22 protein-coding genes are annotated in these 21,317 nt (G+C 40.3%); 11 read left to right on the top strand and 11 right to left on the bottom strand.

Annotation, left to right across the window (positions count from 1 at the left end; all coding sequences use genetic code 11):
• Positions 1-2: 2 nt before the first annotated feature.
• Positions 3-914, bottom strand: a complete 912-nt coding sequence (locus GQR93_RS00460) for an ABC transporter ATP-binding protein (RefSeq protein ID WP_003551181.1) — start codon at positions 912-914, stop codon at positions 3-5.
• 263 nt (positions 915-1,177) lie between these two features.
• Between GQR93_RS00460 and GQR93_RS00455 the strand changes: the two genes are divergently transcribed.
• Together GQR93_RS00455 and GQR93_RS00450 are read left to right on the top strand one after the other, a co-directional pair.
• The gene (locus GQR93_RS00455; protein ID WP_003551180.1) at positions 1,178-1,864 is read left to right on the top strand and encodes a type 1 glutamine amidotransferase domain-containing protein; all 687 of its coding nucleotides are present in this window, start codon (positions 1,178-1,180) and stop codon (positions 1,862-1,864) included.
• Positions 1,865-1,885: 21 nt separating this feature from the next.
• Positions 1,886-2,176: a hypothetical protein gene (locus tag GQR93_RS00450; RefSeq protein ID WP_003551177.1), complete on the top strand. Its 291-nt coding sequence runs from the start codon at positions 1,886-1,888 to the stop codon at positions 2,174-2,176.
• A 139-nt stretch (positions 2,177-2,315) separates the two neighbouring features.
• On the opposite strand, the gene GQR93_RS00445 is transcribed toward GQR93_RS00450, so the two are convergent.
• From GQR93_RS00445 to alsS, 3 genes are all read right to left on the bottom strand, one after another.
• Positions 2,316-3,704 (bottom strand): sugar porter family MFS transporter, encoded by a 1,389-nt coding sequence (locus GQR93_RS00445; protein WP_035444198.1) that lies wholly within the window; start codon positions 3,702-3,704, stop codon positions 2,316-2,318.
• A 417-nt stretch (positions 3,705-4,121) separates the two neighbouring features.
• Entirely contained in the window at positions 4,122-4,832 is a 711-nt protein-coding gene (budA, locus tag GQR93_RS00440; protein WP_003551172.1) for an acetolactate decarboxylase, read from the bottom strand.
• An 18-nt stretch (positions 4,833-4,850) separates the two neighbouring features.
• Positions 4,851-6,527, bottom strand: coding sequence for an acetolactate synthase AlsS (alsS, locus tag GQR93_RS00435; RefSeq protein WP_187117498.1), 1,677 nt, complete (start codon positions 6,525-6,527; stop codon positions 4,851-4,853).
• A 116-nt stretch (positions 6,528-6,643) separates the two neighbouring features.
• Between alsS and GQR93_RS00430 the strand changes: the two genes are divergently transcribed.
• From GQR93_RS00430 to GQR93_RS00405, 6 genes are all read left to right on the top strand, one after another.
• Positions 6,644-7,093 (top strand): MarR family winged helix-turn-helix transcriptional regulator, encoded by a 450-nt coding sequence (locus GQR93_RS00430; RefSeq protein WP_003551167.1) that lies wholly within the window; start codon positions 6,644-6,646, stop codon positions 7,091-7,093.
• Complete coding sequence (locus GQR93_RS00425) at positions 7,090-7,782, top strand: YjjG family noncanonical pyrimidine nucleotidase (protein WP_003551164.1); 693 nt, start codon at positions 7,090-7,092, stop codon at positions 7,780-7,782. Before GQR93_RS00430 ends, GQR93_RS00425 begins: the two co-directional genes overlap by 4 nt.
• A gap of 269 nt (positions 7,783-8,051) precedes the next feature.
• Positions 8,052-9,380 carry an MFS transporter gene (locus GQR93_RS00420; protein WP_003551162.1) on the top strand — a complete coding sequence of 443 codons (1,329 nt, stop codon included), beginning with the start codon at positions 8,052-8,054 and terminating at the stop codon, positions 9,378-9,380.
• A gap of 149 nt (positions 9,381-9,529) precedes the next feature.
• Complete coding sequence (locus GQR93_RS00415; protein ID WP_003551156.1) at positions 9,530-10,009, top strand: Dps family protein; 480 nt, start codon at positions 9,530-9,532, stop codon at positions 10,007-10,009.
• 145 nt (positions 10,010-10,154) lie between these two features.
• Positions 10,155-11,072 (top strand): aldo/keto reductase, encoded by a 918-nt coding sequence (locus tag GQR93_RS00410; RefSeq protein ID WP_003551154.1) that lies wholly within the window; start codon positions 10,155-10,157, stop codon positions 11,070-11,072.
• A 129-nt stretch (positions 11,073-11,201) separates the two neighbouring features.
• A complete protein-coding gene (locus tag GQR93_RS00405; protein ID WP_003551152.1) occupies positions 11,202-11,891 on the top strand; it encodes a GTP pyrophosphokinase in 690 nt (229 codons plus the stop codon).
• 7 nt (positions 11,892-11,898) lie between these two features.
• Here GQR93_RS00405 and GQR93_RS00400 read toward each other — a convergent pair whose 3' ends face one another.
• From GQR93_RS00400 to hemH, 5 genes are all read right to left on the bottom strand, one after another.
• Positions 11,899-13,092, bottom strand: a complete 1,194-nt coding sequence (locus GQR93_RS00400; RefSeq protein WP_446197586.1) for an oxidoreductase — start codon at positions 13,090-13,092, stop codon at positions 11,899-11,901.
• 5 nt (positions 13,093-13,097) lie between these two features.
• Positions 13,098-14,027: a nucleoside hydrolase gene (locus GQR93_RS00395; RefSeq protein WP_003551149.1), complete on the bottom strand. Its 930-nt coding sequence runs from the start codon at positions 14,025-14,027 to the stop codon at positions 13,098-13,100.
• 177 nt (positions 14,028-14,204) lie between these two features.
• Positions 14,205-15,011, bottom strand: a complete 807-nt coding sequence (locus tag GQR93_RS00390) for a flavodoxin family protein (RefSeq protein ID WP_003551147.1) — start codon at positions 15,009-15,011, stop codon at positions 14,205-14,207.
• 16 nt (positions 15,012-15,027) lie between these two features.
• Entirely contained in the window at positions 15,028-16,353 is a 1,326-nt protein-coding gene (locus GQR93_RS00385; protein WP_003551145.1) for an Nramp family divalent metal transporter, read from the bottom strand.
• Positions 16,322-17,305 (bottom strand): ferrochelatase, encoded by a 984-nt coding sequence (gene hemH, locus GQR93_RS00380; protein WP_003551143.1) that lies wholly within the window; start codon positions 17,303-17,305, stop codon positions 16,322-16,324. The genes GQR93_RS00385 and hemH overlap by 32 nt, the downstream gene beginning before the upstream one ends.
• Before the next feature lie 223 nt (positions 17,306-17,528).
• Here hemH and GQR93_RS00375 point away from each other — a divergent pair, with 223 nt between their 5' ends.
• The 3 genes from GQR93_RS00375 to GQR93_RS00365 all read left to right on the top strand — a co-directional run bounded on the left by GQR93_RS00375 (position 17,529) and on the right by GQR93_RS00365 (position 19,175).
• Positions 17,529-17,846 carry a hypothetical protein gene (locus GQR93_RS00375; RefSeq protein WP_003551141.1) on the top strand — a complete coding sequence of 106 codons (318 nt, stop codon included), beginning with the start codon at positions 17,529-17,531 and terminating at the stop codon, positions 17,844-17,846.
• A gap of 22 nt (positions 17,847-17,868) precedes the next feature.
• Complete coding sequence (locus tag GQR93_RS00370; protein ID WP_003551139.1) at positions 17,869-18,711, top strand: aldo/keto reductase; 843 nt, start codon at positions 17,869-17,871, stop codon at positions 18,709-18,711.
• Between the two features lie 65 nt (positions 18,712-18,776).
• Positions 18,777-19,175 (top strand): hypothetical protein, encoded by a 399-nt coding sequence (locus tag GQR93_RS00365; RefSeq protein ID WP_003551137.1) that lies wholly within the window; start codon positions 18,777-18,779, stop codon positions 19,173-19,175.
• 51 nt (positions 19,176-19,226) lie between these two features.
• Here GQR93_RS00365 and GQR93_RS00360 read toward each other — a convergent pair whose 3' ends face one another.
• On the bottom strand, positions 19,227-19,937 hold the full coding sequence (locus GQR93_RS00360) for a uroporphyrinogen-III synthase (protein WP_035444194.1): 711 nt from the start codon (positions 19,935-19,937) through the stop codon (positions 19,227-19,229).
• 83 nt (positions 19,938-20,020) lie between these two features.
• Positions 20,021-21,316, bottom strand: a complete 1,296-nt coding sequence (gene hemL, locus GQR93_RS00355) for a glutamate-1-semialdehyde 2,1-aminomutase (RefSeq protein ID WP_003551132.1) — start codon at positions 21,314-21,316, stop codon at positions 20,021-20,023.
• Position 21,317: the final 1 nt, after the last annotated feature.

The raw sequence follows: 21,317 nt of genomic DNA, 5'->3' as shown, positions 1-21,317 counted from the left end.
GATTAGCCCTCCTTCACTTTGTCATTCTTCAATAAATCAAGCAGTGAAGTCTCAAGATCACTATGAACGTGTTTAACATCCTCGATTTCGATATTATTAGTTGACAATAATTTAATAATATCGGCCATTTTGGTCGTTTCATCCTCAACAACACTAACATGATCAGAATCGATTAACTTGTATCCGTTTTGAGATAGGATATCCTTGGCTTTAGCATCATCAGAGGTCTGAAGAACCATTGATCTCGTGCTGCCGCTTTCCAAAGTCGCCATATCACCACGATAAACGATTTGTCCCTTATCAATGACGATTAAATCATCAATTAATTTTTCCAATTCGCTTAGAATATGACTGGAAATTAAGAACGTCGTTCCTTGTTTGGCTAAATCCAAAATAATCGTTCGTAGATCTTTGTTCGCTTGCGGATCAAGGCCGTTCATTGGTTCATCCAAAATAATTAAGGCAGGATGATTCACCAAAGCCAATGCGATTCCCAACTTTTGCTTCATTCCAAGAGAATACGTTTTAGCTTTTCTCTTTATGTACGACCCCATTTTCATCTTATCAACAACGTCCATAATCTGTTGTTTAGAAACACCGTCATTTGAAAAAAGTTCAAGATGTTGCAGCCCGCTTAAAAATGGATAAATACCCGGATATTCAATTAGCGCACCAACTTTTTCCAAAGCTTGATGACTTGTTTGTGAAACCGGTTGGCCATCAAGCGTAATTTTACCGCTTGGATAATTAAACAGCCCCAAAATTGCCTTCATAATCGTTGACTTTCCGGCACCGTTAGGTCCAACCAAGCCAACAATATGTCCTTTTTCAACAGAAAAAGAGACATTTTTTAAGACTTTTTTGGATCCAAAGTTCTTTGTAAGTCCCTCAACATCTAAAATTGTATCTGCCATGTTATCCTCCAATCAAGATCATACTTATACACGCACCTGGATAGTATAATATTGGCTCACCGTGATTGATTATTAGTTAACTTTCTATAATCAATCACGATAAGCTGTGTTGATAGTAACATATCTTCACAAGAATCGCCAATGCCCTTTCGTAATTTGGTTGTAGACAAACTATCCTTGCTCTATTACTCAGAAGGTCTAAAATACATATGTGATATGTTCAAATTCATTATTACCATTCCAAAGTGAGGTAATCATAATTTATGACAAAAGCTTTAATTGTAGCAACAAATGTACCTAAATTTAATAATGTGAATCGAGCGACAGGCCTTTGGTTACGCGAAGCAACCCATTTTCATAAGGTGATGCAGGATAACGAAATCGACATCGACTATGCAAGCCCGACGGGTGGTTATATCCCCCTTGATCCGTTATGCCTTTCAGGTGATAGTATGGACAATATTGATTGGGATTTTTATCTGGATAATCATTTTCGAAATCACTACTTGGCAACCTCATTAAGCCCGAAAGAAGTCACTGCCGAAGATTATCAAGTTATTTATTTTGCAGGCGGCCACGGTGCCATGTGGGACTTCCCTGAAAATAAGAATCTTGCTAAAATTGCACAGCAAATCATCGCAAATAATGGCATTGTATCAGCAAACTGTGTGGGCACTACCGCACTTCTTGCAATGCGTACAAAAGACGGCAAACGCTTTACAGCCGGCAAAAAGTTAACCAGCTTTTCTAATGACGAAGAAGCCTTAAACGGGTTAACCAGCGAGGTAAAGTTTTTACCGGAAGACGAGCTGAAGAAAGCTGGCGCAAATTTTATAAAGGGTGATCCTTTCAAGTCAAATGTCGTTATCGACGGAAATTTAATCACTGGTCAAAATCCAAATTCCGCAACCGCTGTTGGCGAAGCCGTTATTAAAGACCTGCTCAAATAATCAGAACCAGGGGGTATTCTTGTGACTATTTGGAATGATCACCGTTCCTTTTTATTGATAGGAATAACTGTTGTTGGCTTTATTCTTTGGGGTCTGCTTAAAAGAGTCAGTTATTTTAGTCATCAAATTTTATATTATTTTCTAATCATTGTCCTGGCACTTATCGGCCTACTTTCTAATGGACTAGGCGTTTATTTCCTGATCCAACCATTCTATGACTTAGTGATTTCAATCATTATCAGTACCCTGGCAATTATCATTGGTATCTTTTATTTATTCTCGGTTTTTATGTTCTCCCAAAGAAAAAAATAAAGTTAACTGGAAGCAAACGCGTTCATTTGCATCCAATTAACTTTATTTTTGTTTTTTAATCTTAACGAGGGCATTGAAAATGTCAGAAACGGCCTCGTTCTTGCAATTATTAAAATGAAAACTTTTTCAAAATGATCGTTTACTTACGCGTACCTTGTTCTTCAATCTCTTCAAGTGTGCGGCCCTTAGTTTCAGGAACGGCCCGAAGAATGAACCAGACACCCAAGAGACAAATGACACCGAAGATCGCGAATACGGCATCCTGTGGCATATGTGCCGTCATGATTGGGAACAGTAAACCAACTGCAAAGGAACCAATCCAGTTAGCAGATGATGCTGCCCCTGAAGCGCGACCACGAATTGCTAATGGGAAAACTTCACCAACAAGTACCCAGGTTAACGGTGCCCATGTGAATGAGTAAGCGGCAACGTAGATACTCAGGAAGACAACAATCATCATTGGGCTTGCATTAGGCATTAACAAGTTAATGATTGTTGGCAACAGGAATGAAAGTCCCATTACAGATCCACCAAGAACAAGCAAGGTTCTTCTGTTGAACTTTTCAGCAATTGCAATGTAAACCAATGAGCCGATAACCAGGATAGCACCTTGAATAATTGGCCACATCAGTGCAGAACTGGCAGCTTTACCGGTTGCTTTTTCAACAATTAATGGAATGTAGTAGAAGATTGCGTTAGCACCTTGGAATTGCTGGAAGGCAGCAACTCCAATACCGGCAATCGCCAAGTAACGATACTTACCACTGAAAACAGTTGCCCATGAAGTTGATTTTGCAGCCGTTTTTTCTTCATTTGCAGTTTGCTTAATTTGATTTAATTCATCATCAATTTCATCATTATTTGTTCTAATATAGCTTAAAACACGCCGTGCGTCCGCCTCACGTCCTGATTTAACAAGGAAACGTGGTGATTCTGGCAACTTATAAACACCAAAAAATAAAATAATGGCCGGTACTGCAGCGAGCCCTAGCATTAATCGCCATGCCCAATTCTCAGGCAAATCCTTTAGCAGGAAGTCGATCACATAAGATAGAAGCATACCACTCACAATCATCGTCTGATTAAGGCCGGACAAGCTTCCTCGTGCCTTGGCAGGTGCCATTTCCGACATATAAGCCGGTACCAGTGCCGAAGCAGCTCCAACGGCCAATCCGAGAAATACCCGAACGGCAATTAAATAATACTCACCTTGATGATTTGGAGAAATACCGGAAAGTAATGAACCAATCGTGAAAACAATAGCTGAAAGCAAAATCATCTTTCGACGACCAAGCTTATCCGACAACTGACCGGCGATTGCACCACCAAAAATAGCACCAAGCATAACCGAAGAAGTGATCCATCCAACGATCCCGGCTTCATTTTGAAGCCCCCAATCGATCTGTAGGAATGGTAACGCCCCCGTCATCACACCAATATCGTAGCCAAACAAGATTCCACCAAACGAACCAAAGAAATAGATGAACTTGCTTGAGATCTTCTTTTCTGTAGCAGCAGCATTTTCCATTCTCATTCTCCTTAACATATAAATTCCTTAATTAGCAATCTCAACCCATCTCAAATGTTGAAAGGGGTTACATAACAAATCAAATAAATTGTTAACTATTTTTATAATAGGCTTTCTGAAGCAGAGCTTATTATAACAACGCTTACAAATTTGATCATTGCTTCTCTCTTATGCATTTAATAAACTTGTAGCGTTTACATGTTGGTATATTATAACATTTATACGGATAAATCAACCATAAGATATTATTATCTGACAAATATTTTATTTGATATAGAAAAAAAGCTTTCACCTCAACGTTTAAGGCAAAAACTATTTTTTAGTAATATTAGTATAATTTTTAGTGTATTTTAGTAATCATTAATCGAGTGACTCCTTTTAATAATCAAGTAGTCAGATTGATGATCATAGCCGATTCTACTCAGCTGTATGAATACTACCAACAATATCGTCGGACGAAAAATCGTGCTGCATGTATTCCTTATCATTAACAGGCAGGTGTTGTTCAAACGTGTCAAACAGCTGATAGGAAACATCACCTTTATCCAATTGGAAATCCAAAACGTGACCGCCAAATTGATGGTCGTCGGACAGAAAATGATGATGAAAGCCGGCCACCGCTGCACCATCAAACAGTTCGGGAGAATAATAGCTGATTAAGGTTCCATCAACTTGATCCCTTGTAAAGATACTTTGATGACTGGCCGTTTGAGCAAGTGTGTGAAATGGTGGTTCCGACTTTCTGACAGCTCTGGTTTTAATATTTGAAAAAGTACCGGTAATTTTAACCGAAAAGAAAGTATTTTCCGCTTTACTCAGAGAAACAATTTGTTCATTGAGATCATCTTGGGAAACATTTTCCAACTCGGCCAATGGTGAATAACGTGCGTAGTGAATGTTTGCAAAAGGCATCGTAAATGAGTTGGAAACGACATTAACTTTCCCACTGGCATCTATTTGATAAGGTTTGCCATCCAAAATAATCAACTCACCATCGAGTCCCTCACCTGTACCAATTCCAGTATCACCGTGTTTTAAAAGTTCCCCCATCGTCATTGTTCCTTTTAAAAGGCCGGGAACCAGTAACGCCAGCGTTCCATGCTGGTATAAAGTTGTATGTTTCGCCATATTATAACTTCCTTATTCCTAGTTTAAACTATCTTTTAATAACGCAGACTTCAACTTAATGTTATCACTATAATCCACTGGAATGTCAACAATTACCGGTCCCTCTGTTGAAAACGCCTGATCAAGCGTCTTTCCCAACTCAGTTGGATCGGAAACCCGCAATCCGGTAGCGCCAAAACTTTCTGCATATTTCACATAATCTACCGGTCCAAACTCAACCCCTGCATATCGACCATACTTGGCCTCTTCTTGAAACTTGACCATATCATAATAACCGTCGTTCCAGATTAATTGTACAATATTCAGATTTAACCGAACCGCAGTTTCAAGTTCCTGACCGGAAAAAAGAAAACCACCATCACCAGAAACGGAAACCACTTTTTCGTTTGGACGAACAAGTTTTGCGGCAATTGCCCAGGGAAGTGAAACACCCAGCGTTTGCATACCGTTACTAAATAGTAAATGACGTGGGCGATAACTCCTAAAATGGCGCGCCATCCAAATATAGTGACTGCCAACATCAACCGTAACCGTTGTTGCATCATCAACTCGTTGTTGCAATTCATTAATAATCGAAAGTGGATGGACCGTGCCGGGTTTTGCTTCCGTTTCAACCAACTTCTCATCTTCGAATTCTTCCTTTAACGTGTTTAAATGTGCAATTGATTGATCTGAGAGTCGATAATCATCAGGAATCTTATTTGTTAAAGCCATAATCGTTTCTGCAATATCTGCTTCAATGACCATGTCGGGTTGATAATCATTGCTTAATTCCGGTGCCACACTGTCTAAATTAATAACGGCATCATTATGCTCAATATTCCAGTTTCTGGCCTCATATTCCACAGGGTCATAGCCAATCGCCAAAACCAGATCGCTCTGCTTTAATAATGTATCGCCAATTTGATTTCTAAACAAACCAACCCGACCGAAGAAATCCTTTTCAAATTCATGGGAAATAATCCCGGCTCCCTGATAGGTTTCAACCACTGGCAGTGAGACCTTTGCCAATAATTGATGCAAGGCCGTTGTTACTTCTTCGGAAGAGGCTCTCATGCCAGCTAAAATAACCGGTAACTTTGCAGCTTTTAGCAACGTGACAATTTTATCCAGTGTTTTTTCAGATGCCTGACTGGCTTGCGGCGTTGTTAAAGTCTTAATGACCGGCCGATCAACATCATCGCTTAAAACATCTGCAGGTAAAGAAATAAAAGCAGCGCCCGCTTTTGGAGAAACAGCAGCTGTATAAGCATTCATGAATGCCTCAGATAAATTATTAGCATCCTGAACCTCAACGCTGCTTTTTGCTGCAAAACTCATCAGTTCTTTACTGGGAATGCTTTGATGTGTCAATCTGGAAAGATCATCCCGGGGCACTTGACCACCAAGCCCAATAACCGGATCCCCCTCAGCAGTAGCCGTCATTAAAGCAGTCGTTAAGTTGGAAACACCGGGGCCGGAGGTTGTTGCGACAACTCCCGGTTTACCAGTAAGACGGCCAATACCTGCCGCGATGAATGCAGCATTCTGTTCGTGCCGGGCAACCACTAACTTTGGTGCATTTGGATCATCACTATATTGTAAATCTTCAAATAACTGGTCGACTTTTGCACCAGGAATACCAAAAACATACTTGATTCCTTGATTGATCATTGATTGAATTAAAGCTTGAGAACCACGTTTTTTAGTAGCCATAGCTTGACACCTCTTCATTTTTCTATGTTGACAATTCAACTTACTTTCAAAGGTTAATGCCCTTACGTTGAATTGTCAACTTAAAAATGCTAAAGTTTCACTTTGAATAGATCATTTTGTTTGAAAGGATAAAAACATTGAAAGATATCGGTTACCTTGCACAAGACATTTCAATACTCCATCGACAGTATTATAAAGATACCGGTGAATTATTTAAAAAACATCAGTTGAATCCGACGGCGGCTTGTATTCTACTAACAATTAAAGACAACCAGTACATTAACCAAAATCAAGTCGCAAAATCTTTAGTCATTGATAAAGGGCTTGCAGCTCGCGAAATAAAAAAAATGCAGAATTTAGGTTATCTTACAAAAACAGCTGGTGTTGGTAAATCAATTATTTTAAACTTGACGGATACTGGGCAAAAAATTGTGCCCGTTATTCAAAATATCCGTAAACAATGGTGGGAAACCCGGTTTAGTGAAACAGGAATCAAGCCTGACAGCCCACTCATTTCCGCCATAGAAAAAGTCGTTGATTCAATTGTAAGCGAAAGTTTGGAGTGATCGTTTTGCCCTACTCAACACTATTATTTGATATAGACGATACCATTTTGGATTTTCAGGCATCTGAAAAACGGGCTTTAGAAAAACTGTTCATGCACCTGAACAGACCGTTAACATCAGAGATTGCTGATTATTACCGTCAATTAAACGCGACTCTTTGGCAACGTTACGAAAAGGGTAACGTAACTAGAAATCAGTTATTAAACAGCCGTTTTACACTGCTTTTTCGACATTTTGGTGAAGATATCGACGGTGCATCAATCGAAAAGCAATACCGAAGTTTCCTAGCCGAGGGGCATGATCAAATTCCCGGTGCAACTCAGTTACTGACAGATCTTAGTCAGCACCACGACCTGTATATTGTCACCAATGGAATTGCCAAAACTCAGGAACGCCGTGTTCAGGAAGCCGGGATTGCCAAATATTTTCGTCAGATGTTTATCTCTGAACGGATTGGTTTTCAAAAACCCAAACAGGCATTTTTTGATTTTGTTTCTCAAAAAATTGACCATTTCAGCAAGCAAAATACACTTGTTATTGGTGACTCATTGACCTCCGATATTCTCGGAGCAAATACTTACGGACTGGATTCTGTGTGGTTCAATCCGGCACATCTTCATAATTCAACACCTGCTGAACCCACCTTTGAAATTGATTCACTGACGACACTGAAAACAATTGTGAATTAACTTAATCCCCTTTAATACCTATTTAAATACGATATGACCGCCAATCAGACACGTTGCCTGATTGGCGGTTTTTTAACTTGTGGTCAAAATAAATAACAATAATATTTGCACACAAGATTTCATTAAATTATAATATGAGAACAATGAGATTTTCACAAACTTTATGCTAATAACGATTTTTAATTCAAATTTATTGATTATGATATAGCATTGAAATCATTGACAACGCTATCATGACGTTACATTACCATTAAGGGAGTTGATTTTTTATGCAGGAATTAAGCCAAAGGCGAATCACAAGCAATATTATAAAAGGGTCACTTGGTAATATGGTCGAATGGTTCGATTGGTATATCTATGCATCATTTGCAATTTATTTCGCTGGTTCATTCTTTCCTGATGGTAATCAGACTGTCGAGCTCCTAAGCACCGCGGCCGTCTTTGCGGTTGGTTTTTTAATGCGACCATTTGGAAGCTTTATTATGGGAAAATACGCCGATCAACGCGGTAGAAGAGCCGCTTTGACCTTATCCGTCAGTATCATGGCCGGTGGTTCGTTACTGATTGCATTGATCCCAACCTATGCCACCATTGGCATTTTCTCTCCGTTATTATTAATCGTGATTCGTATGGTTCAAGGGTTGTCACTTGGCGGTGAATACGGTATTTCGGCAACTTACCTTTCCGAAATGGCAACGTCCAATCAACGCGGCTACTATGCTTCATTTCAATATGTCACGCTGATTAGTGGGCAATTACTGGCCTTGATTATTCAAATCGGTCTTCAAGCCATTCTAACGGATTCTCAACTCCGAAGCTTTGGTTGGCGAATACCATTTGGACTTGGTGCTGTTGGTGCCTTGATTGTGCTTTATCTTCGATTATCAATGGATGAGACAAACCAATTCAAACGTGCTGAAAAAACAAATACCACCCGTGGTACGCTTCGTAAATTGGCAAAGTATCCCGGCCAGGTTTTAACCGTAATGGGACTTACCTTTGGCGGCACAATTGCCTTTTACACTTATACAACCTACATGCAAAAATACATGATCAACACGTTAGGGCTACCAACGAAATCTGTTACCCTGATCAACTTTTTGGCACTACTGATTTTTATGGGGCTGCAACCATTATTTGGTCATATTTCAGACAAAATAGGCCGCAAACCATTACTTTACTGGTTTGGGATTGGTGGAACCCTGCTCACAGTTCCAATCTTTCTGGGGCTTCAATACTTTGACAATGAATTCAGTGCTTTTCTGCTCATGATGGCCGGGTTATTAATCGTAAGCGGCTATACCTCAATTAACGCCGTTGTTAAAGCAGAACTTTTTCCGACTGAAATCCGTGCGTTGGGCGTTGGCTTCCCTTATGGATTAACAGTCGCAATTTTTGGTGGAACCGTTGAATACGTTGCCCTCTGGTTAAAAAATATCGGCCATGAAAATTGGTTCTTTTACTACGTCTCGGCGGCAGCTTTTGTCAGCCTATTGGTCTATGTTCGAATGTTGGAAACTTCAAAGCATTCAACTTTGAATGAACCAACTAAACAACCGGCAGAAACCAGCAATGACTCTGAACACATTACTGATTAATTCTAACGCTATAAACCGACACTAGCGGCATTGATCAGAAGCGATTTAAAATTGGTAATCACTTCACTTGCATAACACTTCCAATAATAGATAAACTAGGTATGTAAACGGATTTATTATTGACTTACTTTTATAGGAGGTTTTTATCTATGGCAAGCAATTACGATTTTCCAAAGACCCGTGAACAACTCAATCAATTGGTAGCTGATTTAAGTCAGTTACAAACCAATATTCAGCAAACCCATTGGTATATGCGTGGCGAAAATTTCTTCAGGTTACATCCTTTAATGGACGATTATAATGATCAGTTAGCTGACCAATTGGACAATATCGCTGAAAGATTAATTGCAATTAACGGATCACCCTATTCAACCACCCATGAATTTATTGAACACACCGGCCTTCCTGACGAGAAAGTCACTTGGGATCAATTAACGATGCGTGACTTTATGCAACGACTATCAGATCAGTTTAAGTACCTGCGTGATCAGTATCAAAAGGGAATCGAAATAACTGACATTGAAAAAGACTTTCCAACTCAAGATATGTTAAATGGGTTTAAAGAAGCGATTGATAAAAACATTTGGATGATTAATGCTTATTTGGGCAAGGGGCCTTACGATGAATAAATTCCGTTTCGAATGATCATAATTAGCAGAAACTATTAATAATTTTGGCTATTAATATCAATTTGGCTTACAATCTAAAGAGACTGGCATTTTCAAATGTGGTCTCTTTATTTTTAATTCTTCAGATAAATTAGGAGGAACCAAAATGGCTCAAAGAATTAAAATCGGTAAAAGTACAGTTACCACAACGCCCCTTGGCTTAGGTACCAACAAAGTCGGCGGTCATAATTTATTTGACGGTTTAAAGGACGAAGATGGTGTTGAAGTCGTTAAAGCCGCTTTGGAAGATGGTATTTCCTTATTGGACACGGCTTACATGTACGGACTCGGCAAATCAGAAGAGATTATCGGCAACGTTACCCAAGATTACGATCGTTCAAAATTCGTGATCGCAACCAAAGCTGCTCAAGATCCGAATAATGATTTAAAACCCAACAATGATCCAAAGTTCTTAAAGAAGTCGGTTGATGATGCATTGCAGCGTCTGCAAACAGACTATATTGATATTTTCTATATTCATTTTCCGGATGACAAGACACCCAAGGCTGAGGCTGTTCAAGCATTGGTTGAAGAGAAAAAAGCCGGTAAGATTAAAGCAATTGGTGTTTCAAATTTTTCATTAGATCAAATTAAAGAAGCTAATGCCGACAATCAAGTAGATATCGTCGAAGATAACTACAGCCTCGTTCATCGCGAAGCTGAAAGGGAAGAATTCCCATATCTAAAGGAACATCAAATTTCGTTTGTTCCTTACTTCCCGTTGTCATCCGGTCTACTAACTGGTAAATATACACCGGCCGATAACAGCAAATTCAGTCGATTCTCAAGCAGGCAATATACAGCAATCATGGCTGCATTGGAAAAGGTAAAGGCAATTGCGGTTGCCCACCAAGCAACGGTTGCACAAACGATATTGGCTTGGTATATTAAGAATCAGAATATCAGTGTCGTCATCCCCGGTGCCAGAGTAGCTGATCAGGTTCACAGCAACGCTCAAGCCATGGACATTACAATAAGCGATGATGAGTTCAAACAAATCGACCAATTATTTAAACAGTTCTAAATTTATAAATCCATAATGACAAAAGAGCGAGGCTGGACAAAATTTACTTTTGTCCAGCCTCGCTTCTGTCATATCAACTGTTTAACTAATAAATAAATACTAACTATAAATGAATGAGGTGGTCTACAAATGATTCTTGAACGACGAAATTTTATGGATGTTAAACAAATTGAAGCTCAGCTCAAACAAACCAAATTCGAAGACCAGATTCCTGACTTAAAAAAGTTGGTCAACATCTATCAGCTTTGCCATTCCGGGGCAAATGAGATTGGTACTAAACTGGAAAACCTTGACGACGAATATTCAATGAACTACGATCATAATCCCATTCATCACATGGAAGAACGCATGAAATCAACAGGGAGTTTATTTGAAAAATTAAAACGCAAAGGGTACACGCTCACAATCGAAAACGTTCGCGACCACATTCGCGACATTGCCGGTATTCGAGTTGTTACCAATTACATTGACGACATCTACACCGTTGAAGAAGCACTGTCCGAACAGTCTGATGTAACGGTTTTAAAACGCAAAGATTATATTGAAAACCCAAAGGAAAGCGGCTACCGGAGTTTGCATCTTGTTGTTTCTGTACCGGTTTTCCAATCCAAAGGTGTCTTTGACGTACCGGTTGAAATTCAGTTTCGAACGATCGGTATGGATATGTGGGCAAGTTTGGAGCACCAACTCAGCTATAAAACAGATGCCGATCCTAAAAAAGTTAAAGAACATGCTAATAACTTAAAAGATTATGCAAAGGAATTAAACGATATTGAAATTCGTATGCAGTCTATTTTTCGCGATCTTCAAAGTCATTGATAGTCGTTTATTGTGCGCGTCTTGGCTTCAATCCTTTTATTCCGTGTAATTGAATACCAGCCAACATTGATAACCAAGCATTTCGATAAAGTTTCGGTTGCTTTCCTTCAGCAATGCGTCTAATTTGCTCTTCACAATAACTGGTCACAATTATGGACTTTAATTTATCATCCAGCCGATTACTTCCCGTTGACAGCGGCAGCACAAATGGCTGATACCTTGACCTAAGGATTTGATTTGGCATATCCGTCATAAAGGCCATCGGCGTACATACACCAATTAATGAGGCATCTTGTCTCCCCAATGCTTCCTCCATTGCCGAGATGTGCCGAAAGCCACCACTTAATGCGATCGGCACATTTACCAACTGATTAATAAAGTGGGCCTGACCGGAAAACCCAATTTGAGAATTTTCATAGTCATCACCGGCAATTTCAATCATATCAATTCCCAAAGCTGCCATCTTCTTAATGACCATTTCGAATTGCCTTTGAGTAAAACCGGTCACATCAATATCCGTTAAACTCAGCTTGAGACTGATAGGAAACTTTGGACCACAGGCCTTACGGATCCCTTGATAGATGTCGGTCAAAAATCGCATTCTATTTTCAATTGAACCACCATAATCATCCGTTCGATGATTCATCTTTGACGATAAAAACTGATTAATCAGGTACCCAAATGCACCGTGAAGTTGAACACCGGTAAAACCCGCTTTTTGTGCAATAACAGCACTTTTAACAAATTTTTGAACCAGTTCTTTTATCTCATTTGCTGTTAACGCCCGCGGCGACTCAAACGCACGCCGGTTCTTTCCGGTAATGGGAATGGCACTTGGAGCAACCGGCCGGCTTGAAAACATCTTAGGAGATTGCCGTCCTGGATGATTTAGCTGCATCCATAATTGTGTATCATTGATCGTTCCATCTGCCGCCCATTGACGCAATTTGGGTAATACCCGGTCACTATCTACCACGATATTTCCCGGTTCTGCTAATGCATGCCGGTCGACCATAACATTTCCTGTGATAACGATACCGGCACCACCAATAGCCCATTGACGATATAGACGATTAAATAGGTGATTAGGCTGATGGTCATCCGTTGCCATTGTCTCGCTTAAAGCCGTTTTTACAAATCTATTTTTAATCGTTACACCACACGGTAAGGTAATGACTTTTGATACTTGTAAATAGTTCATTAACATCACGCTTCCCGTGTTAACAAGGCATCAATCTTATCAAAAAACTTTTTGGCTTTAACCTCGGTTACTAAATTAATCGGTCGGCCGTTTTGGCTTTCATACGTTTTACCCGCACTTGGTCCATTAACAATTACGTCGCCCTTAACATCTTTAGTCTGGACAATTTCAGGATATTGACTGGCAACGGCTGTCAAAACATCCCATAGATAATAAGTTGAATTAGCTTCATAAGACGAAACCAGTGCATATCCTTGACCAATCAAGTCCATCATCGGATATCGACGCAAATTAGCCCAGTGTTGCTGCACATCGGCATTCAGTGGCACCTGATTGGTACTCTCGAGACCTACCATCTGCATCTTAATCCTTGAATCCCAGACTGTTTTGACAGCATAAGGGTCCCAGTAAGCGTTCCATTCTGCGCTGCCGTCGTGCTTAGGCTCCAAAACATTTCCTTGGGTTCTCATTGTACCGCCCATCCAATAAAGTCGCTCAATCTTATCAACAATTGTTGGATCAACTTCCAAAGCCCGAGCCAAGTCCGTTAACGGTCCAGTCATAACTAAAGTTGTTTTTTCATCTTCCCGCTGAATCTTATCGATCATGTCCAGATGTGCAGGCTTATCGGCAATCGGTGCCTTATCAGAACCGTGTTCATTTAAAATCGGAAACGCATCAAATGAAAATGAACTCAACCGCCACTCTTTTGGAAATTGGTGTACCGCTCGAGAATTCGAAGCCGCCACCCGAACGTTTGAATGACGGCCAAATTTGGAAATTATTTTTCTAGAAGCGTCAACAGCCGGTTCGATATAACCATCTGCATCGATTACACCAACACCGGTCAGATGAACATCCGGCATCTGAAGCAATAGCAATAGTGAAACAAGGTCGTCAACATTACCGTCATGATCAAAATAAACATTTTTCAAAAGAACCCCTCCTAGTTGTTAAATCCAGTAACATCCCGTTATGAGAATCATACCTTATCCTATGCCCAGTTTCCAAGCGATAAATAAATAGCCTGAGAATCTGTTATTTTGGAAAGCATCGTCTGCCCCCTAACAGTTCTCAAGCTGAATGTAACCGTTCATACAGTTAACTTATTGTTATCGGCGCCGATGCTTAACGACCGTGAAGAAATGCAGAATTGATCCTAACAAAACATAGAAAATCAACACAAATGACAGATAACTTATCCAAAAGCCATGACGTGGAACTAAATGAAACCCAAACTGGATCCCCATCGTGACAAATGCCATAAATGCAATCATAAAGAATAATTCAATGTATCTTTTCACAGTGCTATCATCTCTTTTTCTAACAGAATTCAGACGTTTTCCCCATTCGAGACATGTCTGTTTTTTACTTTCAGGCAGTTCTGACATGCCATACGTGTTTGTCAGCACCAGTTCATGTAATTTAATGACACCGGCCGCCGACATGACCTTGTCAATTGTCCGAAAACTTTGATCGGTCACACCTGTTACCCAATTTTCGAATGCGCCGGTGTAACAATCCGTTATGCTTAAATAATGTTTGTCCTTAAATCGGTCAGGATGCGTCCCGCCTAAATGATCAATTCGAACCAGTCGTTCTCTCATACAATCAAAGAAATCTTTCATTTTTCCTGCCAGGCCACCCCAATAAGTCGGTGCCGCCAAAACCCAGACATCACTATTGAGCATTTTTTGTTCCAACTCATTTAATACCGGATCCTGCTGGTCCTTTCGATCCGGTTTAAACGGGTAATCTTCTAAGTAAATAATGTCTGTTTGGTTCGGGGCCTCAACACCAGCCAATACAGTCGCCAACATTTTCTCGGTCATACCATCCTTTCGATGGGCACCCAGAATTCCTAACACTTTCAAAAAACAATCCCCCCAGTCACTTATTTCAATTCTCTCAGTTTCCAATTACAAAGTAAACCTGTTAGATACTGAACATAAACTCAACGTTTAGAACCGTGATGATCGTTGTTAATACATATCCTGATATTGTTATCCATGCCGGATTACGATGGCTTCCCATAAGGTTTCGATTGCTCGTTAATGCCACCATTGGATAAAGCGTGAATGGCAGTGCAATCGATAATGCAATTTGGGCAAATACAATCATTGCCTCAAAAGTTTGTTCACTGAACCCTACAATAAAACCAATCACCAAAATCGGAATTAATGTCACAAATCGGGTAATTAACCGTCTTTCCCACAGCGGCAAGCGAATGTTTAAATAGCCTTCCATAACAATTTGGCCTGATAACGTACTGGTAATCGAAGAAATCATTCCGGTAATTAAAAGTGCAAACGCAAACAAGGTACTCATCAGTGGACTGGCCAGTGAACCGACAATAGCTGAATTTTTTAACCCCTCATAAACATCGCGAAAAGCAGTCAACTGATTACCTTTATTAAAGAATAACGTCCCTCCCAGTATTAATAACAGAGCATTAATTAAAAAGGCGGCTACCAAATGAACATTGGAATCCCATTTTGCAAACCGTAATGCTTCATTAACCTGTTTAGGGTTATTGTGATCGTAACGGCGACTCTGAGCCAGTGACGAATGCAGATAAACATTATGGGGCATGATCGTTGCCCCAATAATACCAAGACTTAAGATCAGTTCACGGTGAGTTGTTAAAATTTGTGGACTTGGAATCAGACCATTTAAAATGCCAGCAAACGCCGGATGCGCCCGAAAAACATCAATACCAAAAATAACGCCGACAATCATAATAGCTGTCAGCACAATAAATTCGATCCGTCGAATACCAAACCTTAAGAATAACAAGACCATTAAAACGTCCAAAATAGTCAATAAAATACCATAAACTAATGGCAGGCCGAAAAGAAGCCGTAACGCAATTGAAGTTCCGACGACTCCGGTCATATCAGTGGCCATCATGGCAATTTCGTTAATAATCCATAGAACGTATCTGACAAGCTTCGGTACTTTTACCGCAATAGCCTGTGCCAAATCCTGCCGAGCTACGACACCAAGTTTTATGGCCAGCGTTTGCATAAACATCGCCACTAAAATTGATAACAATAGGACAGACAGCAGTTTGTATCGATACTGGCTGCCTCCTGACAATGAGGTCAGCCAATTACCGGGATCCATATAACCAACCGCAACCAACGCGCCGGGACCACTATACGCCAAAAACTTTTGCACAAAAGATGTTTCATAAACACTAGGGACATCGACACTTTCATTAATTTCATCAAGACTCTTTTTCTTTTGCTCGTTCATCATAGCCACCCCCATCCTGCACTAACTGATTCTTACTGATTTCTGCAAGGAAGCTACAAAATGCATCGCTGGCATTCATGGGTGGCACCGCATCAAATACCCGACCGCCGCTTGCCCGAAAGGTTTGATAGTTCTGAACATTGTTTTCTTCGATTGTTTCCAAACAGTCTTCAACAAATGACGGTGTCACAATCAAAACGTTTCGCTTTCCCATCGCCGCTAGTTGCATCAACGTATTTTTGAGGTATGGTTTTAGCCACGGCATTGGTCCGAATTTGGACTGAAAAGTCATCCTGATTTTTTCATGAGGTAACTGTAAAAATTTTGTAACTGCCGCCGTTGTTTCACGACACTCTTTTAAATAGGGATCTCCATGTTTAACCATGGCTGTAGGAATGCCATGATAGCTGAAAATCACTGCATCGTAATTTTTTTGCTGATAGGATTGATCGATTTGATGGGCCAATAGCTTTTGATATTGCGGATATTGATAAAAGCTCTTGATAATTGTTGCCTTAATCCCAGAATCGGCCACTTGTTGAATAATGCCACCATGCGTACTTTTTGTATATTGGGGGAACAACGGCAGGACGACGATCTGGTCATCACCGGCTTCTTTCATTTTATGTAACTGCTGACCAATATCCGGTTTTCCATACGTCATCGCATACTGAACATCCCAATCAGTAAGCTCTTTTTGAATTTTCTCACACATTATCTTTGTATAAATCACTAACGGCGACCCGCCTTTTCGCCACATGTGCTGATAAAAGGTAGCTGAACGCCAAGTCCTGGTTGGTAAAATAATCCCCCTTAATAAAGGCTGCCAAAACCATTTCGGCAATTCAACAACGTGCTGGTCACTTAAAAATTCCTGTAAATAGGCTTTAACGTCCTTATTCAAGGGCGAAACCGGTGATCCCAAGTTTACCAATAGCAACCCCTTTTTAACCATTATCAAACGCCCCTTTCGTATAGTATATGTGGTACTGCTTCAACACGCTTTTATGAATTCTATTGCATACTTGAATTCTATGCTTAAGCAAAAACGATTACAATTTTATTTTAGCCGGGAAGTGAAAATTTCCAAGATTGTTTTCAAGAATCATGACCTATCCATCGCATTCACTTGAATTGTTGAGTACAATGGTAGATATAGAGGGGGGACGTGATCAATTGTGAATAAATCCGAACAGTTCCTGGACTTTTTTAACAAGGCTTATAACGAACCCGATAAGCATAGTAATTACAGCACTAATAGCGAATTACGTTTCGATAGTCGCTCAGATGCGCTAACCGTTAAACGCTTATTAGAAGATCAAAGCCCATATGCCAAATACTATCACTTGAGCGCTGAATACATTAATCCAAACCAATCGATGCAGGTTGGCTGGTATTTGACTGTTAGAAAAATAGCCGATCCATCAAAAGACGATCAGTCATCAGAAGACCACAACGATCCAAATTCGAATAATCATCCAAAAAACACACATTAACTTATTAGGAGGAAAATCATTTATGGCTAAAATTCCAGATATTACATTAAACGATGGCTACAAGCTTCCGGCACTTGGATTGGGAACGTACCAAATCCGTGGCGGTGAAGGCGTCCAACAGATTCTTACCGCAATTAAAGACGGCTACCGTGCTTTGGATACAGCTACTAATTACGATAACGAAGGCGTTGTCGGTGAAGCGATCCGTGAATCCGGTATTCCCCGTTCGCAATTCATTGTCACATCAAAACTTCCGGGCAAGTACCATGAATATGATGAGGCCACCAAGGCAATCCAGGAATCAATTTATCGCTTAGGCGTTGGCTATCTTGATCTGTATGTGATTCATTGGCCACTACCTAAACGTGATCATTACGTTGAAGCCTTCCAAGCAATGATCGATGCAAAAAAGCGGGGCTTGATTCGCTCAATCGGCGTTTCAAACTTTGAGCCGGAACATCTTGATCGTGTTATCAAGGAAACAGGTGTCACACCGGCGGTTAATCAAATTGAAATTCATCCTTACTGGGTTCAGGAAAGAATGCTTGCAGAAGATAAAAAACGCGGCATTCTCACTGAGGCATGGAGTCCGTTAGGTCGTGGCAGTGCCGCTCTAAAGGAACCAATCATTCAAAAATTAGCTCAAAAATACAATAAAAATGTTGGCCAAATCATTTTAAGATGGCACGTTCAGCGGGGAATTGTGCCAATTCCAAAATCAACAAATTTAAACCATCAACGCGCTAATTTGGCTATCTTTGATTTCGAATTAACACCTGCAGAAGTCAAGGAAATCAATGGTCTGAATAAGCAGGACGGTCGAGTTGACGGACAAGATCCAAATGTCTATGAAGAGTTTGAATAGAAGTCGATTTATCCCTTAATTTGTCTTAGCTCCCTTATAATAATCACCAAAAGGGGGCCTTTATAATGGCACAGGAATTAGGAACAACCGACCTCGGAACTTACGAATACGTTTCACGTGTTTATAATGAAAACATGCGGCTTGAAAATTATAAATTGCCAACCACGTCCGGTGATGGGGAAATAATTTTCTTTGATACGGATGAAATCAATCTTACTATGGAAATTAAAGAACAACGGGTTGAAAAGATCACGATTATCACACCCGCTCCTCAATCTTCAACCTACATGCAGGTCTTCGAAGGATTCGAGTTTGGACTTGATGCATTGGGAACTTGGATTAATACGTATCACCGTTCAACTTCGACCCATGGACCGGCATCCGATGTCGTTAACGGTATATTGGCAAGTTACAATACGACTAAAAATAATGTGTTAACAGTTAGTTTAACGAGAGCCAAATAAGAAAGATCTTGAGTCTGTGGCAATTTTATGCCCAGGCTTTTTTGATATTTTCTAGTTATTTTTTCTTTCATCTTGGCACATTTTATCAATCATCTGCTTTAACACATCAATATGTCTATCCGGTTTTACCACTCGTTTATGATCCTTATAAATAATACCCGCTGTTTGTTCTCCCAATACATAATAAGTCGGTTGTATAAAGCTGGTCGGCTGCAGCTTTTCAACTTCCTTTAGCCGCTGATAACCGGAAGGACTTGTTACCAAAACTCTATTAATTCGCTTATTGGCCAGCTTTTTCGCAACAGTTTCCTGCATGGCGAAATCCCACTTATTTTCATAGATCCGCACTGTTTCAACAGTTTTTGGAAGACTATTCCCTGATAAGGTTAAATTGCCACTTAAAACAATGATATAACCGGTTAAAGACTTTAATATCGGCACTAGGCTTCTTTGATTTTCTTCCGGGGCAACTATGACGGCTTGCTTTCCAATCGCTCGAACTCTTTGTGCCATCTTTTTACTTAACACAATAAGGCCTGCAGACCGATTAAATGTGATTAGCTTTTTCAAGTAAATGGACAAAGCAAATTGGCTGGTAATAACGAAATAATCCGCTTCTTGAATAGTGTGTATTTCGGTAACGGTGAGCGTCACAGGTTGCAATAAACGTAACGGACAATATAGCGGATCTGACACATCAGCCAACTTTTCCTTTAAACTTTCGCTCATTCTTTTTTGAGGATATGTAATCAAAAAATTCACAGCAATCACATCTTTTCTTAATTTTAAAAAAGGACACGATAGCGATTATTACCGCCACCATATCCGTTTTAACAGTACAATACCTAACCCACTTCGATTTTATCAAACACGGCGTTAAATGCCGCAATAGTTTGGTCAATGTCTTCTTCTGTATGCTTACTTGACATAAAGTTGGTTTCAAACTGAGAGGGCGCCGTATAAATTCCCTCTTGCAGCAATCCTTTGAAAAATTTTGCAAAGTAGTCGACATCACTTTTTTGAACGTCTTCAAAATTATTGACCGGTCCCGGATTAAAGAAATAGCTCCACATCGTACCAACATGATGAACCGTGATTGGTACATTGTGTGCGGCGGCTGCATCTTTGATCCCTGTCGTTAATTGATCCGTACGGGTAACCATTTGGGTATAAAGCGCATCATCCAACTGATCCAGCGTACTAATACCACCCGTCATGGCTAATGGATTTCCGGATAATGTCCCGGCATGATAAACCGGGCCGTCAGGCGTGATGAATTTCATAATCTCTTTACGACCGCCAAAGACACCAACCGGAAGACCGCCGCCAACCACTTTTCCAAGGGTCGTTAAATCCGGTGTAATCTCATAAATACTCTGAGCGCCATGAAAGGCAGCTCGAAACCCGGACATCACTTCATCGAAAATTAAAAGCGATCCTGCCTGGGTTGTTAAATTCCTCAACGTTTTCAAGAAGTCGGCCGTCCCTGGGATAACACCCATATTCCCAGCGATAGGTTCAACAATGACACAGGCAATTTCGTCTCCGTGTGCAGCAAAAAGATCTTTAATACCCTCAATATCATTATACGGTACGGTCAGTGTATCGTAAGCTAAATCTTCGGGAACTCCGGGTGCTTCGTGAATATCATTAAACGTTGCCACGCCTGATCCGGCATCTACCAGAAGCGAATCACTATGGCCATGATAATTTCCAACAAATTTTACGATTTTATCTCGATGGGTATAACCGCGAGCCAGTCGAATCGCGCTCATTGTTGCTTCGGTACCCGACGATACCATTCTCATCATTTCCAGCGAAGGAACAATAGCCTGAATTTTTTTTGCTAATTCGGTTTCCAAAACAGTTGGTGCACCGTAACTGGTTCCCCGAGCGACAGCTGCTTGCAAATCTGTCACTACTTTGGAATCAGCATGTCCCAAAATTAACGGTCCCCATGAAAGGACGTAATCGATAAACTCGTTACCATCGATATCAAAAATATGTGATCCTGCTCCTTTTGAAATAAACAGGGGATTACCACCCACGTTTTTAAATGCCCGCACCGGACTATTAACACCACCCGGCATGTATTGACTTGATTCTTTAAAAGCTTGTTTGGACTTTTCAAAGCTTAACACA

Origin of the sequence: Lentilactobacillus hilgardii (assembly GCF_009832765.1) — a bacterium.
GTDB classification, from domain to species: domain Bacteria; phylum Bacillota; class Bacilli; order Lactobacillales; family Lactobacillaceae; genus Lentilactobacillus; species Lentilactobacillus hilgardii.
The sequence above is the reverse complement of the archived record's forward strand: the minus strand, read 5'-3'. Positions and strand labels throughout refer to the sequence as shown.